We start from the raw sequence: 14,853 nt of genomic DNA on the forward strand, positions 1-14,853 counted from the left end.
GTGAGTGTGCCGACGTCGGCGTGATGGACGGTCTTGGTGTCCGACTCATGGACGCCGACGATGCCCGTGTCCCACAGGCGTGCGAAGTCGGTGCTACTGACTTCGGCTGGTTAGGGTGACGTTGAGGTATCGAGGGTCAGGCCGGTGCCGGCTATGAAGCCGTCGAGGGTGTCGGGCCGGTATTGGAGGCGCTGGAGCCGGTTGCGTACGAGGGCCTCGAGTCGGTCGAGGGCGACCACGGCGAGGTTGGCCAGGCTGCGCTTGACGTGTGCCCAGACCCACTCCACCGGGTTGAGGTCGGGCGAGTAGGCGGGAAGCAGGAACACCGTCAGCCAGGCACGCTCGGCGATCAGCTCGCGCATGGCGTGGGAGACGTGGGTGTTCAGGCGGTCCCAGACCAGCACGATCGGTGCCTTGACGAGTTGGTGGACACCGTCGATCAGTGCGATGAAGTCGCGCTCGCCCATGCTGCGGCGCTTGCCCCTGCCCGCGGGGTGGGTGCGCAGGCGGTGGCACAGCCGGGTGCGGGAGCCGGGCCGCATGGCGATCAGTCCGGCCACCGACAAACGTCCCGAGCGGCGGCCGCTGACTGTCACGACAGGGGTGCGGCCGCGCCGGCCCCAGGTTCGTCCTTTGGGCGGCCGTCGGGTGAAGCCTGCCTCGTCCTCGAAGCAGATGTAGCCCCCGCAGGCCGCCCGGGCTCTTTTACCTCCGCCCAGGTCGCCTCCTTTCATGTGGTGACGGCCTGCTCGTCGCGCTCGGCGACCCTCCGCGCGGGGACCTGTGGGCTGAAACCGAGCCGGTGCATCAGCCTCGTCGCGCCCGAGACGCTGTAGGAGACGTGGAACTTCCGGCCGATCAGCGTGGCCACCCTCGCCGCGGTCCACACCTGGTCCTCCACCCAGCCATGCGCGGCCGGACCCTGCTCCAGATACGCTGCCAGCTTTTCCAGACAGCGCGGGGACAGACGGCACCGCGAACCGCTCGGGCCGCGAGAGGCCAGAGCCAGCGCACCGCCCTCCCGCCACAACTGGTGCCACTGGTAGGCCGACTTCCCGCTCACCCGCAGACGCCGTGCCACCTCCAACGGCTTGATTCCCTGCTCGAACAACTCGGCTGCCTGCATCCGCACCGACTCACGGCGCAGCCGACCCGCAGCGGTCAGCCCGCCCCCATCCGCATACCTCACACACCACGGAATACAGCCACCACGGCGAACGCGTCAGGAATTTCAAGAAGGTTCACCCCAACGAGCCGAAGTCAGTATCACCGGCTACCGTGCCGTCGTCGACCCGGCGGCGCTCGGCCTGCACGTCCACGCGGTCATCCGGCTGCGCACCACGCACGCCCAGCTCTCTCGCGCCCTGGACCTCGCCTCCCGGACACCCGAGATCGCCTCCACGTTGAGAGTCACCGGGGAGGACTGCCTCATCCTCGACGTCTACTGCCCGCAGGCGGGACGCCTGGAGGAAGTCGTCGACGCACTCGCCCGCTACGGCCCCGTCACCACCTCCCTCGTGCTCCGCGCCTACCCCCCGAAGCCGCTGACCGACGCCGGGGGCAACGCAGGAACCCGCCGAGGCCACCTTGATCGGGCCCGGTGATCCACCCACAGCGCACGACCGTGCCGGAAGCCTGGCGAGGGGCGCGACATCGGTGGATCGGCGGTTGCCTCGCAAGGCCGAGAGCGCGGGCGAAAACGAGGTGCGTGCGACCAATGCCCCTGCCATGCTGCGCCGATGAACCGTGAACAGATGTCCGCGATCGCCCATGCCGAGCACCCGATCAAGTCTCCGCTCGACGACGACTCGGTCCGCCGGTTGCTGGACCGCGGCCTTGCCAGCGGCAACGAGCGCGTACTCGACCTCGGCTGCGGCTCAGGGGAGTGGCTCCTGCATGCCCTTGCCACACGACCGCAGCTGCACGCCGAGGGCGTCGACGTCTCCGAGGACGCCCTGGCCCAGGCCCGCAGCGCAGCGACCGACCTCGGCGTCGAAAAGCGCCTGGTCCTGCACCACATGAAGGCCGAGGACTTCACCTGCGCCCAGCCGTTCGACGTCGTCCTGAGCTTCGGAGCCGCGCACGCCTTCGGCGGCCTGCTCCCCACCCTCGCCGCGGCCCGCAAGTACCTTGCCCCCGGTGGGCGTGTCCTGATCGGTGACGGATTCTGGGACAACCCCCCGTCCCAGGAAGCCATCGAGATGCTCGGGAACTTCACCGACCTGGCGACCACCGTGGACCGCGTCGTTGCCGACGGATGGACCCCTGTCGATGGGCATGTCAGCACCCGTCGCGAGTTGGACGACTACGAATGGGCTTGCTGGGGCTCGCTGGCCGCATGGGCCCTCGACCACCCCGCCCACCCGGACAGCACCGAAGCGCTGACGATGGCAACCACCCGGCGCAACGAATGGCTACGCGCCTACCGAGACACCTGGGGCTTCGTCTCCCTGGTCCTGCGCCAAACACCGGACCGCGTCTGACCGACCAGTTACCCAAAGCGGTCCACCCCACGCACACCACTGCGCGGCCCGGGGCACACGGTCGCGTGAACTGACCGTGCGCCCCGGGCCGCACGCACGTTGGGCCGTCGACGAGGCTGCCGCGCTCAAAACCCTCGACTCATTGCGGTTGTCGTCCACGACTCTCGACGACACCGACGATTACGCCACCACCGAAGCCATCACCCGCATCACCAACGGCAACTTCCGCCTCACCACCCGACCCGTCGACCAGATCGAGATCATCGGCACCATGTGAAGCAGCCACGGCCAGCGCCTCCGTGTGCCTGCCTTTGGCGGTCAGATTCCGAGACCACCCACGACGTGATTCTCCTGCCGAGTGAACTCACCCGTCAGAAGCGGCACGACCCTGCCGATGGCAGCCTTCGCTTCGGGCAGCTGCAACGACGCATCGTGATGTGAGGCGACCCCGGCAGTGTGGACACACTGACAATGGATCTTGCAGATCCGAGGAAGGGTGTCCTGGTGGGACGGAAGTCTCCGTATCCGGAGGAGTTCAGGAACGATGCTGTCGCGCTGTACCGCGCGGCGGGCGGGAAGCGCACGTATGCGGCGGTCGCGGCGGACGTCGGGGTGACCGGCGAGACGCTACGGAGCTGGGTGCGCCAGGCCGACGAACACGCCGGCCGCGATCACAGCCGCGGCGAGCAGAACACGGAGAGCCAGAATTCGGCATGATCGTCGGCGGTCCGACCATGGCCCTGGCCACCCTGCGCCTGCCCCGACGCCTGACCCTCATAGCGGCCCTGGCCGTCTTCGCCCTCGGACACGTTCTCGCGGCCCTCAGCTCCTCCTTCGGCATCGTCCTGGCCGCCCGGGTGATGACCGCGCTGGCCACCGGCGCGTTCTGGGCCGTCGGCTTCGTCTATGTGTCGTGGGAGAAGCTCTGACAGAGGGCTGTTGTGCCTGCGGGCGGCACCACGGACGAGACGGAGTGATCTTCCGATCTCACGGATTCGCCGGTCCCGGCGTCTACAGGGCACAGGCCGCCGGACGTGGCGGCGGCTCAGATCCCAGCCCTGGAAGGAATCCATCGTGCTCGACGGCATAGACGTCATCGCCGGGACGCTCTCGACGATCGTGTTCATCGCGTCCACGCTGCCCATGGTCGCGAAAGCCGTGCGCACGCGCGACCTTTCGTCGTATAGCGGCGGCAACCTCGTCCCCAGCAACACGGGGAACCTGCTCTACGGGGTCTACGTCGCGAGCCTCCCGGTCGGCCCGGCGTGGGCTCTGTACGCGTTCAACCTGGCGGTGAGCGCGACCATGCTCGTGCTCTGGCTCCGCTACCGCGCACGCCGCGGGCGCGCTGTCCGGCCTGCTGAATCCGTCCTGGCGGATCTCACGCCCATGCTCTCCCACGGGTCTTCCCGATGAGCCGGCACGTGGGCTCACTTCCTGGACGAAAGAGACGAGAGGCGGGGATTTCCATGGACACAGCGGTTCTGGACCGGCAGGCGCAGCGGGAGCTGTAGCTGCACGAGTGTGGGGGCGGCCGGCTCTTCTTCGAGGAGCTGCGGATCCCCAACGGTGCGCTGGTGCTGCAGGAGATGGGGCTGATCCCCAGTGTCTGAGCTGCAGACTCCTGGGCTTCTGGTCGGTTACACGGCGGGGGTGTTCGACATGCTCCACGTCGGCCACCTGCGGCTGCTGGAGCAGGCCCGCAGGATGTGCGACCGGCTCGTTGTCGGTGTGACGACGGACGAGCTGTCCCTGCAGCGCAAGCACAAGACGCCGATGATCCCGCTGGCGGACCGGATGGCGATGCTGCGCGCGCTGCGCTGCGTCGATGAGGTCGTCCCACAAGAACGGATGGACCGGCTCGCGGCCTGGGAGGAGCACCGTTTCGGTGTGACGTTCGTCGGTGACGACTGGCACGGTTCGCCCAGCTGGCGCGCGTACGAGCAGGAATTCACAGCGCCTGGCGTCACGGTCGTCTACTTCCCGTACACGATGCACGTCTCATCGACAGTGCTGCGGGAGCGGCTGCTGAGCCGGGTCGCCGCCTGATCTCACGTTCACCCGTCACCGCGCGTCTACGGGGCAAGACAGAAGGGAAAGTCATCATGAACACCAGAAACACCGTGGTCGACACAACCCTCGGTCCCGTGACGATCGTCGCCGCCGGCGACGCGGTCACCGGCCTGTACTTCGCTCACCACGTCCGCCGCCCGGCACAGGGGACCTTCGGCACCAAGGTGCCCGCGGAGGCAGACCCGCTGCTAGCGGAGGCCGCGCGGCAGCTGGGCGAGTACCTCGCGGGCACCCGCCGCGAGTTCGATCTCCCGCTGGTGGCGGCTGGCAACGAGTTCCAGCACCGCGTGTGGGACATCCTCGCCACGATCCCGTTTGGTGAGAGCACCACGTACGGTGCGATCGCGGAGCAGCTCGGCGACAAGTTGCTGGCGTATCAGGTCGGCCAGGCGGTCGGCGCGAACCCACTGTGCGTCTTCGTGCCCTGCCACCGCGTGCTTGGCGCGAACGGGAAGCTCACCGGGTACGCCGGCGGCCTGCCGCGCAAGCAGGCCCTGCTCGAGCTCGAGGAGCCCGCCCCGGTCGTCGCCGGGCGGTTGTTCTGACCGGATCTCACGAAATCGATGCGTGAAACGACTTCAATGCGATGGACATGAAACAGCCGTTTGAATCCGTGGTGCAGGCTCACGGGACCACAGTCCTGCGGGTGTGCCGCTCCCTGCTGGGCGTGCACGACGCGGACGACGCCTGGTCGGAGACCTTTCTCGCCGCGATGCGTGCCTACCCGGAGCTCCCGGACACAGCGAACGTCGAGGCGTGGCTGGTCACGATCGCACGGCGCAAGGCGATCGACGTACACCGGGCCGCGAAGCGGAACCCGCTGCCTTTGGAGGAACTGCCGGAAGCGTCGACCGCGCTGGGCGTCCCCGGGGTGGGGGACGAGGAGCTGTGGGAGTGCGTCGGGCAGCTGCCGAAGAAACAGCGGCAGGCGATCACGTACAAGTACCTCGCGGGGATGTCGTACGCGGAGATCGCGGCGATACTCGGCGGCACCGTCGACGCCGCGCGAAGAGCCTCGGCCGACGGGATGAAGAACCTCAGAAGAACCTATCCGGGCGCGAACGAGAGAGGAGCAAAGCCATGAACGACACCATGAAGCACCACCTGAACGACGACGCGGTCGCTGCCCTGTCATCGCCCATCGACGCCGAGAAGCTGACGATGCTGCACCGTCGGCTGGAGGCCGCGGCGCAGGCCGAGGGCCTGATCGACGTCGCCTACACGACCGTCAGCAGCCCGGTCGGGAAGCTGCTGCTCGCCGCGACCCCGAAGGGCCTGGTCCGCGTCGCCTACGCGAACGAGGACCACGACCGGGTGCTGGAGAACCTCGCGGTGAAACTCAGCCCCCGGATCCTGCGCGCCCCAAAGCGGCTCGACACGGCCGCGCGTGAGCTGGACGAGTACTTCGGCCATCGCAGGCAGCGGTTCGACCTCGACCTGGACCTGTCGCTGTCCCACGGCTTCCGCCGGCTGGTGCAGCAGCACCTGCCGGAGATCGGCTACGGGCAGACCCGCAGCTACAAGGAAATGGCCGAGATGGTCGGCAACCCGAAGGCCGTCCGCGCCGTTGGCACCGCGTGCGCGACCAACCCGCTGCCCGTCGTCGTCCCGTGCCACCGGGTGCTCCGCACCGACGGCACCCTCGGCGGCTACATCGGCGGCCTCGAAGCCAAGACGACTCTGCTGGAATTGGAGGCCGCAGCATGAAAACCCAGACTGTCAGCACCGCCAAGAAGACCCTGCCGGCCGACCTGTGGCGCGACCGCGTCGAGTCGGCCGACTGGACGGCGGTGACCGAGGAGGTCAACGAGTACGGCGGGGCGCTGCTGCCGCAACTACTCACACCCGAGGAGGCCCAGGAGTTCCGGGACCTCTATGCCAGCGATGCGCTGTTCCGCAGCACGATCGACATGGGTCGGCACCGGTTCGGCGAGGGGCAGTACAAGTACTTCCAGGCCCCGTACCCGGAACCGATCGAACGGTTGAAGCAGGCGCTGTATCCGCGGCTGCTGCCGATCGCCCGGGACTGGTGGACCAAACTCGGCCGCGAGGCCGTCTGGCCGGACACGCTCGACGAGTGGTTGGAGGTGTGCCACGAGGCCGGACAGACGAAGTCGACCGCGATCTTGCTCAAGTACGGTGAGAAGGGCTGGAACGCGCTGCACCGCGACCTCTACGGCGACCTCGTGTTCCCGCTGCAGGTCGTGATCAACCTCAACGAGCCCGGCGTCGACCACACCGGCGGCGAGTTCCTGCTGCTCGAACAGCGCCCCCGTGCGCAGTCCCGCGGCACCGCGACGCTGCTCCCGCACGGTCACGGCTATGTGTTCACCACGCGCGACCGGCCGGTACGGTCGGCGCGCGGCTGGTCGGCTGCCCCGGTGCGGCATGGCGTCTCGGCGATCCGCTCGGGCGAGCGGCACACGCTCGCCCTCGTCTTCCATGACGCGGCATGAGCTTCACATTAATCGGTCCGGACGGCCGCCCCTACCAGTCCTCGACGAAGGGCGCGTGGGGCGGCCACTGTGGTAACCGGATCTACGGCCGGACGGACTGCCCTGCAGCTCTCCGTGCGATCGCGAAGGGCGGGTACGTGAAGCACCGCGTGTTCTTCGCCGACGAGCAGACCGCGATCGCCGCCGGCTACCGCCCATGCGGGGCCTGCTGCAAAGGCAAGTACCAGGCATGGAAGGCCGCGAAGGAGAGAGGCGAGCGATGGACCCCCTGACCAGCCCGCTGCTCCGCGGACGTTCCGCCGTGGAAGCCGACCCCGGACTCACGGACGTCGAGATGACCGCCCTGGTCGAGCTCGTGCAGGCCCGCGGTGCGCAGACGATCGCGATCGGCTCCGGACGCGACCCGCGAGCGACGCACGCCGCGCAGCGCCTCGCCGCCGCATGGCAGCAGACAGGAGGCGACGTCGCGCTCGAGTTGACCTGGCCCGAGACTGCAGCGTCGTGGCTGCGGCAGGCAACCCGGTTCGCCGCCGCCGACGCCGACGTGTGGATCATGCTCGGCCCGCCGCAAGGCTGGACACAGATGACCCGGCGACTGCTCTGGTCCACGCCGTGGCAGCCGGCCCACACGCTCCTGACCGGAGCCGTCTCCGACCGCCGCACGCTCGACCTCGTCGGGCTCCACAACCTGCCCGGCATCGCCGGCGTCACCCGTCACGGCGAGCCCTGGCACCTCGGCACCGGCGAGGACATCGTCTTCGACGGGAGGAACCGGCCATGACGCTCTTCACGCCCGACCTGGAGCCCGGTGACCTGAGCCGCCCCGGCCCCGACGCCGTCCTGGTCCCTGGCTGGCTCACCCTCGACCAGCAGGAAAGGATCGTCGGACAGTTCCACCAGTGGGCTGCAGGTCCTGTGCCGATTCGCGCTGCGAAGGTCCGCGGTCACGAGATGTCGGTGCGGACCGTGTGTCTGGGCTGGCACTGGCAGCCGTACCAGTACACCCGGGAAGCGACCGACGTGAACGGCGCACGCGTGTTGCCGTTCCCCGACTGGATGGTGCTCCTCGGCCGCCGCGCGCTGAAAGAAGCCGGCTACACCGACGCCCGGGTCGCTGCGTACACGCCGGACACCGCACTGGTGAACTTCTACGACGACACCGCCCGGCTCGGCATGCACCAGGACAAGGATGAGCGCTCCCTGGCCCCGGTCGTTTCGCTGTCCATCGGCGACGCCTGCACCTTCCGGTTCGGCAACACCGAGAACCGGAACAAGCCCTACACCGATCTGCAGCTGCGCTCCGGCGACCTGTTCGTGTTCGGAGGGGCGTCCCGGCTCGCCTACCACGGCGTGACCCGGGTGCACCCGTTCACCGCGCCCGACGGCTGCGGCCTGAAGGCCGGCCGGATCAACATCACCATGCGCATGACCGGACTCGACGGCTGAGCCCGGTCCGGCACGAGAAGAGAGAACACGCAACTGATGGCAGCACAGCTCGATGACCCCGGCGTCGTGATCGGCGAGGACGGCCTCGCCCGCCCCGTATGGGCATCCGTCGACCCGCTCCTGCGCGCCTACTACGACACCGAGTGGGGGATGCCCGTCACCGACGAGCAAGGGGTGTTCGAGCGCGTCAGCCTGGAAGGCTTCCAGGCCGGCCTGTCCTGGGCGACAATTTTGCGCAAGCGGCCCGCGTTCCGCGACGCCTTCCACGGCTTCGACCCGGACCGGATCGCCGCCTACGACGACAGCGACGTCGAACGGCTCCTCGCCGACACCGGCATCGTCCGCAACCGACAGAAGATCCTCGCCGCCATCCAGAACGCCCGCGCGACCATCCGGCTCCGCGACGACATGGGCCTGTCCACGTTGATCTGGTCGTTCCAACCAGAGACGACGCCCCGGCCGCGGATCTTCGAGGACGTCCCGACGACCTCGCCGGAGTCGCTCGCACTGTCCAAAGAGCTGCGCCGACGCGGGTTCGCGTTCGTCGGCCCGACGACCATGTTCGCGCTCATGGAGGCCATCGGGATCATCGACACCCACCTGCTCGGATCCCACCGCCGCGGCAGCTCCGGCATCTGGCCCGCATGAGCAACACCATCCGGCTCGACGCGAACGGCCTGTTCCACCACACGGCTGCGCTCGCGCTGCTCACCGCGCACGCCATCCCCGGAGCGGAGCGGGTCGACGGCGCTGTCTACCAGCGGGTCATCACCGTCGACGGGCGGCGCGGCGCCGCGAACATCCAACTCGACCCAGACGGCGCGACCGTGGCATTCGACGGCGCGATCGACGACACGACAGCAGCTGTGGCGATCGTACGGCGCTAGCTCGACCTGGACGCCGACACGACGACGATCGACCAATCGCTTTCAGTGGATCCGATGCTGGCCCTGCTGATCCGACGCCGTCCGGGACTGCGCCTGATCGGCCATCCGGACGAGTTCGAAGCGGTCGCCACGACGATCACCGGCCAGCAGGTCTCCCTCGCTGCGGCGCGTACGTTCGCCGGCCGGCTCGTCGCCGCACACGGTGACCCGGTGGGGGAGCTGCGCGCGTTCTCGGACGCCGAGACCCTCGCCCGGCTCGGCGCGGACCGGATCCAGCAGTGCGCCGGCCTGACCGGCACCCGTGCCCGGACACTGCACGAGGCGGCCATGAGATGGACCGATGGCCCGCTGCTCGCTGGGCTGGACGCCGACCAGGCACGACGGCTGCTGCTCGGCATCCCTGGGGTCGGGCCCTGGACAGCCGACTACCTGCTGGTGCGCGCACTGCAGCACCCGGACACCTTCGCGCCCGGCGGTCTCGTCGCCCGTCGGGCCCACGATCTCGATCAGCGCCAGGCAGCCAACCGGTCCACCGCGTGGGCCCCCTTCCGGTCGTACGCCCTGCTGCACTTGTGGACCGACGCGGCGTACCTCTGACCCGGATCTCACGTTTCGCGCGTGCCGTACGTCTGCAGGTGGCTTGGCGACGTCCGGGCGTGCCCTTGTCGACCGGCAACCGCAGAGGGCATTGAGCGACCTGGGCCTTGGGCTGCCCGGGAGGAGCGGGAGAGATGGACCAGATCCTGTACAACCTCGACGACCTCATCGTCGGCACCGACCCGTTCGCGCCGCGACGCGACTACAGTTCACCGGGCTCGCCGAGATCGGCTCCGGGTCGATCGACCGCGACCGCTCGTTCAACACCGCGCTCGGGCTGATCATCGACGAGCTGCAGCTGACCAACCTCGGCTTCAGCGGCGCTGACGTCGTCACCCTGGCCTGGGACCTCGACGTGTGCGTCGGCCTCTCGATCGTCAAAATCGAGAACGGCGCGAGCCGCGACAGCCTCACCTGGATCCATCCCATGGTCCGCCATTGCGGCCTCGCGACCACGATGAAGGCTCACGCCCTCGACCTCGCGACGAACGCAGGTATTACCCGACTCTGGGCGAACGGCGACTTCGGCACCCGGGTGTTCTACGGCGTGCTCGGCGTCGTTACCGTCTGATCCCACGTGTCCTCCTGATCTCACGAACGACATCGCCTGCGCGTCTTCCTGATGTCGGAACATCAGCTCCGGCATTGCCCGCGACCGGACCGCGCCCGGCGGTCGCGGGCATCTTCGCGCCCAGGCACCAGAGAACACCGATCACGGCTCCTGGCCTGTACGACCTCACCCGGATCATCGACGAGCGACCAGACGAACCTTCCGCACTGTTGAGCAGCCGGCTCGCCCACCTCGCGATCGTCGACGGCCGCTGTGTCAGCCACATCGCTCTGTGGGTATTCGGCGCCGAGTCGGAAATCTTCTACATAAGCTCGGTGTCGTCGCCGACTGGTGACCGATCCGTCCCGCCCCTCAAAGAATTCCTGAACCGATCTCACGTTCCTGCCCAGTGCTCCGTCTTCTCGGTGTCGGAGGCCAACACTGTCCGCCGACCACCCACGAGAGAAGGAGAACACCATGTCGGTCGAAGAGAACAAGGCAGTCGTCGGACGCTGGTTCACTGAGTTCTGGGGCAAGGACTTCAACCCCGCCGTCATCGACGAGCTGGCCGCCCCCGACATCAACTTCCACTACTCGCTGCACGAGCCGATGGCCGGCCGTGACGAGGTGCGCGCGTTCGCGACCCGGTTCCGCGAGGCGTTCCCGGACCTGAACTTCTGGGGCACCGCCGACCTGATCGCCGAGGGCGACTACGTCGTCGGCCAGTGGGAGGGCGGCGGCACCCACACCGGCGACGTCGAGTTCACCGACCTGCCAATCGGATCCGTGCCGGCGGCCTCCGGCAAGACCATGCGGTTCACCGGCACGACCATCCTCAAGGTCGTCGACGGTCTCATCGTCGAGGAGATCGGCCTCGACGACGGCGTGAAGGTCCTCCAGCAGCTCGGGATCATCCCCACCGAGTAATCTGCGGCTCCCTCCGCAGCAACAGAATGCCCGACACCATAGGGGTGTTGGGCATTTCTGTTGCGATAGGGGAGACCGATCGGTCAGCAGTGACGCTAATAATGCCGTGTCAGCATGGCTCATAAGTATGCTCTTTACTCTTTCACTCTTTCTCTGGCTGTCGGGTCCATGCCTTTAAGTGAATATGCTTGCGGGTGGGCATCACACTATGGCCGGCTTGCTCACCTTGGTGTTGCCGACCTCGAGCGTGCGCCTGCCGCCTTCCCGGCAGTTCTCCCCGGCTCGCGAGAAGAACACGAGCAATGGCTTCGAGCTATTGGAAGGGGGCGACAGTCAAACCCGAAGGGATCGCCAAAGTCATCGCGTTCGCCCTGTCGCGCCCGAGGCGCTGATCCGCATGCACCATCACAATCGTCGTGATAGCCATCGTCATCCCCTCGTCTCTGGCATTACGCAGTCGCTGCCGGACGCCAGGTGCCGTCAAGCGGGACACCGGAGGCCGTGGCCACGCGGTCCCTCGACGCGATCAACTGCGCGATCAGCTCGCGGACATCCACGTTGACGAGCTCGCCGTCCCTCTTCACGGCGATCCCGTCGACGAGAACCGTGTCGACGATGCCGGGGTGCGCGGATGAGACGACGGATGCGACGGGATCGATGACGGGAGCCATGGTGATGTCGTCGGCGCGGAGCAGGATGATGTCGGCGCGCTTGCCGGGCGTTAGGGATCCGATCCGGTGGTCGAGGCCCATCGAGCCGGCCGCGCCTATCGTCACGGCCTCGAGCACGCTGCGCGAGCTCTGAGTGCCGCTGATGCCCCGCTGGACCGCGAGTGCCGTGCGCATCGCGGAGAACAGGTCCCCGGCGACGGACGGAACGTATCCACCGAGAGCGTGGGCCTGGGCCCGGCGGCTGCCATGCGTCCGGTCAGCGGGAGGCCGAAACCCATCTTCAGCTCGACATCTGGGCTGATCGAGACCGAACCGCCTGCCGCGGTGCTTCGTCGGCAATCCCGTCTACGTTCCCCGTGCGCACCCTGGAAATCTTCCGCGCGGCCTTCACTCACGAAGGCCCGAGCGAGGCAGCACCAGGCCGGGTGGCATGAGCGGAGCGCCCGCGCGGTCACCCTTGGCACCCTGGCAGGATCCTTCATGCCATCCACTTGTCGAGGAGATCGACGGCACGCCGGTTGTCGCCTGCCACGGTGAGGGCGTCGGCGATACGGCGCCACCGGCTCATCGTGGGGGCAGGAGTTCGTGTCCCGCAGGGTTCAGCCAGCATCACTTCGGACAGGCGGCGCTGCGGTCGTGCGTGTGCGCCGGGCAGATCAGGCTGTCCCGGCGCACGTCTGCGTGAGTGGCGGGGCTGTCAGCCCGGTGTGGGGCGGCAGCTGCTCGCTGGCGGGGGTTAGCGGTGGTGGTGGTCCTGGCCCCAGGACTCGGTGTCGATCGTGCGGCCGCGGTCGTCGCGCAGCCTGCGCGTCAGCGCACCGTAAAGGACTCCGGGCCCAGTGGGCGCCTGCCCCCTTGTTGAACACCGTTCCTGGACACCGGCTCCGCAGTGCTGAACCCACCGGTGCCGGTGTCCGGGAATGGATCGGCGTTCGTAGCGGCGGTGCAGGCGGCGGCACCCGGCGAGCCAGGACACCGTCCTTTCGACGACTCAGCGGCCCTGCGGAGGACTCAATGCCCTTGCGGGCGATGCGGTGGCGGATGCCGCGCTTGCGCAGCCATCGGCGCAGGTGGTCATAGTCGTGCCCTTTGTCGGCGTGGAGCTTGCCCGGGCGCCGGCGGCGCGGCCGCGCCGGGAGCGGTAGGCGGCCGATGAGAGCTCTGGGCTGCTGCTGGGCCGGGACTGGGGTGCGGGCGGCCGCCACACCGGGTGGGTGCGGCGGCCGTGGGTGGGATCGGCTCGTGGTTCGAGTCAGTCAGCAGAGCGGCGGATCAGCCCGGCGTCACTGCACCTTCTGGCACTCCGAACCACTCCTCCAGCGCCTCCGCCAGCCCGGCCGTCGACGTCGGCGCCTTCGCCCCCGCGTCGGCTGCCCAGGCCGTGAAGCCGTCCGGACGGACGAGGACCGCCGCCAGTTCCGGGCGGGACGGGCAGCCGGCCGTCAGGATGTCGACGCGGCCGGCGTATCCCGCGGCGAGGGCCCGGAGCTCCGGGTCGTCGATGAGGTCGAGCAGGAGCGCCCGGCCGCCGTGGAGGTGGTCCGCGAGGCGGCCGCTGTCGGTGAGTTCGAGGTCCGGGGTGCTGCGGCCGGTCAGCGGGTGCTCGCCCGGCAGCTCGTACCGCACCCCGCCACCGTTGAGCCGCGCCGTGAGGTACGTGGTGCCCACGACCGTCCCCGCCAGGTCGCTGACGATCTCGCGCAGGGCCCGGGACTGCGGGTCCGGGCGCATGGCCGCGACCTGGGACCGGGTCCAGTCCAGGACCCACGCACCGACCGGGTGCCGCTCGGAGGTGTACGTGTCCAACAGCCCTTCCGGCGCCCGGCCGGCAATCACCGCGGCGAGCTTCCAGCCGAGGTTCATCGCGTCCCCGATACCCAGGCTCAGCCCCTGGCTGCCGAACGCGGAGTGCACGTGCGCCGCGTCGCCCGCCAGCAGCACCCGGCCCTTGCGATACTGGGTGACCTGGCGCGCGTGGTCGGTGAAGCGGGTCGCGGTCCGCACTTCGGTGATCGCGACGTCCACGCCGGAAACGCGGCGCAGCCGCGCCTGGAGGTCCTCGGTGGTGACCGGCGCGTCCCGGTCGGCCGGCGGGCCGTCGAACTCCACGGTGACGACGCGGCCCGGCATCGGCCCGTGGGCGTACACCCCAGTGTCCGTGGCGGTCCAGCCGACCGTCAGGTCTTCTGCGCCGGTCATCTCCACGACCGCTTGGTGACAGGTGATCTCCGGGGCCGTACCGGGAAATTCGAACCCCGCGAGCTTGCGGACCGTGCTGCGGCCGCCGTCGCAGCCCACGAGCCAGCCGGCGCGTATGGCACCGTGGCTGGTCCGCACGGTGACGGCCTCGTCGTTCGCGTCGAAGCCGGTCAGCTCCACTCCTCGGCGCACGTCGACGCCGAGCTCGTCCGCATGCCCGCCGAGCAGCCGCTCGATGTCCTGCTGCGCCACGAAAGCGATCTCGGTGGCGGGTCCGGCGTCGCCGAGGCCCGGCTCCGTACGGTCGACCAGGTCGGCGCGCAGCATGATTCCGGCGAAGTGCCCGACGATCCCGAGGCCTTGGCCCGCGGCCTCGCCTCCGTCCCCGCCGTTCCGTTCGCGCATGAATGCCTGGAAGCGGTCCATTGCCTACCGCTGCACCTCGGCCAGCGCGGGCAGCATGCCTCGGGGCACTGTCACGTTGACTGACCGGGTGGGATGATCTTCTGGTGGGTCATGCTGGGAGGAGTTGTCCGTGGGTAGTACGCCGCCGTCGTACAAGGG

20 protein-coding genes and 4 pseudogenes are annotated in these 14,853 nt (G+C 68.8%); 19 read left to right on the forward strand and 5 right to left on the reverse strand.

Features of this window, described 5'->3' with window-relative positions:
- Nucleotides 1–110: 110 nt before the first annotated feature.
- Together AB0N06_RS35020 and AB0N06_RS35025 are read right to left on the reverse strand one after the other, a co-directional pair.
- The gene (locus tag AB0N06_RS35020; RefSeq protein WP_366138748.1) at nt 111–677 is read right to left on the reverse strand and encodes a transposase; all 567 of its coding nucleotides are present in this window, start codon (nt 675–677) and stop codon (nt 111–113) included.
- Nucleotides 593–1,165, reverse strand: a pseudogene (locus AB0N06_RS35025) (winged helix-turn-helix domain-containing protein). Before AB0N06_RS35025 ends, AB0N06_RS35020 begins: the two are co-directional and overlap by 85 nt.
- Between AB0N06_RS35025 and AB0N06_RS35030 the strand changes: the two are divergent.
- The 19 genes and pseudogenes from AB0N06_RS35030 to AB0N06_RS35120 all read left to right on the forward strand — a co-directional run bounded on the left by AB0N06_RS35030 (nt 1,092) and on the right by AB0N06_RS35120 (nt 11,419).
- Entirely contained in the window at nt 1,092–1,604 is a 513-nt protein-coding gene (locus AB0N06_RS35030) for an Lrp/AsnC family transcriptional regulator (protein ID WP_366138729.1), read from the forward strand. The pseudogene AB0N06_RS35025 and the gene AB0N06_RS35030 sit on opposite strands and share 74 nt — an antisense overlap.
- A gap of 135 nt (nt 1,605–1,739) precedes the next feature.
- Nucleotides 1,740–2,483 carry a class I SAM-dependent methyltransferase gene (locus tag AB0N06_RS35035; RefSeq protein WP_366138730.1) on the forward strand — a complete coding sequence of 248 codons (744 nt, stop codon included), beginning with the start codon at nt 1,740–1,742 and terminating at the stop codon, nt 2,481–2,483.
- 148 nt (nt 2,484–2,631) lie between these two features.
- The gene (locus tag AB0N06_RS35040; protein WP_366138731.1) at nt 2,632–2,760 is read left to right on the forward strand and encodes a hypothetical protein; all 129 of its coding nucleotides are present in this window, start codon (nt 2,632–2,634) and stop codon (nt 2,758–2,760) included.
- A 227-nt stretch (nt 2,761–2,987) separates the two neighbouring features.
- Nucleotides 2,988–3,200 carry a transposase gene (locus AB0N06_RS35045; RefSeq protein ID WP_366138732.1) on the forward strand — a complete coding sequence of 71 codons (213 nt, stop codon included), beginning with the start codon at nt 2,988–2,990 and terminating at the stop codon, nt 3,198–3,200.
- Nucleotides 3,194–3,382: pseudogene (locus AB0N06_RS35050) on the forward strand (MFS transporter); the annotation flags it as partial. The gene AB0N06_RS35045 and the pseudogene AB0N06_RS35050, both read left to right, overlap by 7 nt.
- Before the next feature lie 175 nt (nt 3,383–3,557).
- Nucleotides 3,558–3,899: a hypothetical protein gene (locus AB0N06_RS35055; RefSeq protein ID WP_366138733.1), complete on the forward strand. Its 342-nt coding sequence runs from the start codon at nt 3,558–3,560 to the stop codon at nt 3,897–3,899.
- A gap of 189 nt (nt 3,900–4,088) precedes the next feature.
- Nucleotides 4,089–4,532 carry an adenylyltransferase/cytidyltransferase family protein gene (locus AB0N06_RS35060; protein WP_366138734.1) on the forward strand — a complete coding sequence of 148 codons (444 nt, stop codon included), beginning with the start codon at nt 4,089–4,091 and terminating at the stop codon, nt 4,530–4,532.
- Between the two features lie 56 nt (nt 4,533–4,588).
- On the forward strand, nt 4,589–5,101 hold the full coding sequence (locus tag AB0N06_RS35065; protein WP_366138735.1) for a methylated-DNA--[protein]-cysteine S-methyltransferase: 513 nt from the start codon (nt 4,589–4,591) through the stop codon (nt 5,099–5,101).
- Between the two features lie 47 nt (nt 5,102–5,148).
- Nucleotides 5,149–5,640, forward strand: coding sequence for a sigma-70 family RNA polymerase sigma factor (locus AB0N06_RS35070; RefSeq protein WP_366138736.1), 492 nt, complete (start codon nt 5,149–5,151; stop codon nt 5,638–5,640).
- Nucleotides 5,637–6,263 carry a methylated-DNA--[protein]-cysteine S-methyltransferase gene (locus AB0N06_RS35075; protein ID WP_366138737.1) on the forward strand — a complete coding sequence of 209 codons (627 nt, stop codon included), beginning with the start codon at nt 5,637–5,639 and terminating at the stop codon, nt 6,261–6,263. Before AB0N06_RS35070 ends, AB0N06_RS35075 begins: the two co-directional genes overlap by 4 nt.
- A complete protein-coding gene (locus AB0N06_RS35080) occupies nt 6,260–7,012 on the forward strand; it encodes a 2OG-Fe(II) oxygenase (protein WP_366138738.1) in 753 nt (250 codons plus the stop codon). Before AB0N06_RS35075 ends, AB0N06_RS35080 begins: the two co-directional genes overlap by 4 nt.
- Nucleotides 7,009–7,284: an Ada metal-binding domain-containing protein gene (locus tag AB0N06_RS35085; RefSeq protein ID WP_366138739.1), complete on the forward strand. Its 276-nt coding sequence runs from the start codon at nt 7,009–7,011 to the stop codon at nt 7,282–7,284. Before AB0N06_RS35080 ends, AB0N06_RS35085 begins: the two co-directional genes overlap by 4 nt.
- A complete protein-coding gene (locus AB0N06_RS35090) occupies nt 7,272–7,793 on the forward strand; it encodes a hypothetical protein (protein ID WP_366138740.1) in 522 nt (173 codons plus the stop codon). The genes AB0N06_RS35085 and AB0N06_RS35090 overlap by 13 nt, the downstream gene beginning before the upstream one ends.
- Entirely contained in the window at nt 7,790–8,458 is a 669-nt protein-coding gene (locus tag AB0N06_RS35095; RefSeq protein ID WP_366138741.1) for an alpha-ketoglutarate-dependent dioxygenase AlkB, read from the forward strand. Before AB0N06_RS35090 ends, AB0N06_RS35095 begins: the two co-directional genes overlap by 4 nt.
- A gap of 36 nt (nt 8,459–8,494) precedes the next feature.
- Nucleotides 8,495–9,106, forward strand: a complete 612-nt coding sequence (locus tag AB0N06_RS35100; RefSeq protein ID WP_366138742.1) for a DNA-3-methyladenine glycosylase I — start codon at nt 8,495–8,497, stop codon at nt 9,104–9,106.
- On the forward strand, nt 9,103–9,345 hold the full coding sequence (locus tag AB0N06_RS35105; RefSeq protein WP_366138743.1) for an AlkA N-terminal domain-containing protein: 243 nt from the start codon (nt 9,103–9,105) through the stop codon (nt 9,343–9,345). The genes AB0N06_RS35100 and AB0N06_RS35105 overlap by 4 nt, the downstream gene beginning before the upstream one ends.
- Nucleotides 9,346–9,399: 54 nt before the next feature.
- Nucleotides 9,400–9,942: a hypothetical protein gene (locus AB0N06_RS35110; protein ID WP_366138744.1), complete on the forward strand. Its 543-nt coding sequence runs from the start codon at nt 9,400–9,402 to the stop codon at nt 9,940–9,942.
- Between the two features lie 91 nt (nt 9,943–10,033).
- The gene (locus tag AB0N06_RS35115) at nt 10,034–10,513 is read left to right on the forward strand and encodes a hypothetical protein (protein ID WP_366138745.1); all 480 of its coding nucleotides are present in this window, start codon (nt 10,034–10,036) and stop codon (nt 10,511–10,513) included.
- Nucleotides 10,514–10,969: 456 nt separating this feature from the next.
- Nucleotides 10,970–11,419, forward strand: coding sequence for an ester cyclase (locus AB0N06_RS35120; RefSeq protein WP_366138746.1), 450 nt, complete (start codon nt 10,970–10,972; stop codon nt 11,417–11,419).
- Between the two features lie 449 nt (nt 11,420–11,868).
- Here AB0N06_RS35120 and AB0N06_RS35125 read toward each other — a convergent pair whose 3' ends face one another.
- The 3 genes and pseudogenes from AB0N06_RS35125 to AB0N06_RS35135 form a co-directional block, all read right to left on the reverse strand.
- Complete coding sequence (locus AB0N06_RS35125; protein ID WP_366138747.1) at nt 11,869–12,264, reverse strand: amidohydrolase family protein; 396 nt, start codon at nt 12,262–12,264, stop codon at nt 11,869–11,871.
- Nucleotides 12,265–13,012: 748 nt separating this feature from the next.
- Nucleotides 13,013–13,220, reverse strand: a pseudogene (locus tag AB0N06_RS35130) (IS5/IS1182 family transposase); the annotation flags it as partial.
- Between the two features lie 142 nt (nt 13,221–13,362).
- Nucleotides 13,363–14,757: pseudogene (locus AB0N06_RS35135) on the reverse strand (FAD-dependent monooxygenase); the annotation flags it as partial.
- Nucleotides 14,758–14,853: the final 96 nt, after the last annotated feature.

This window comes from Streptomyces sp. NPDC051020 (assembly GCF_040683105.1).
GTDB lineage: Bacteria > Actinomycetota > Actinomycetes > Streptomycetales > Streptomycetaceae > Streptomyces.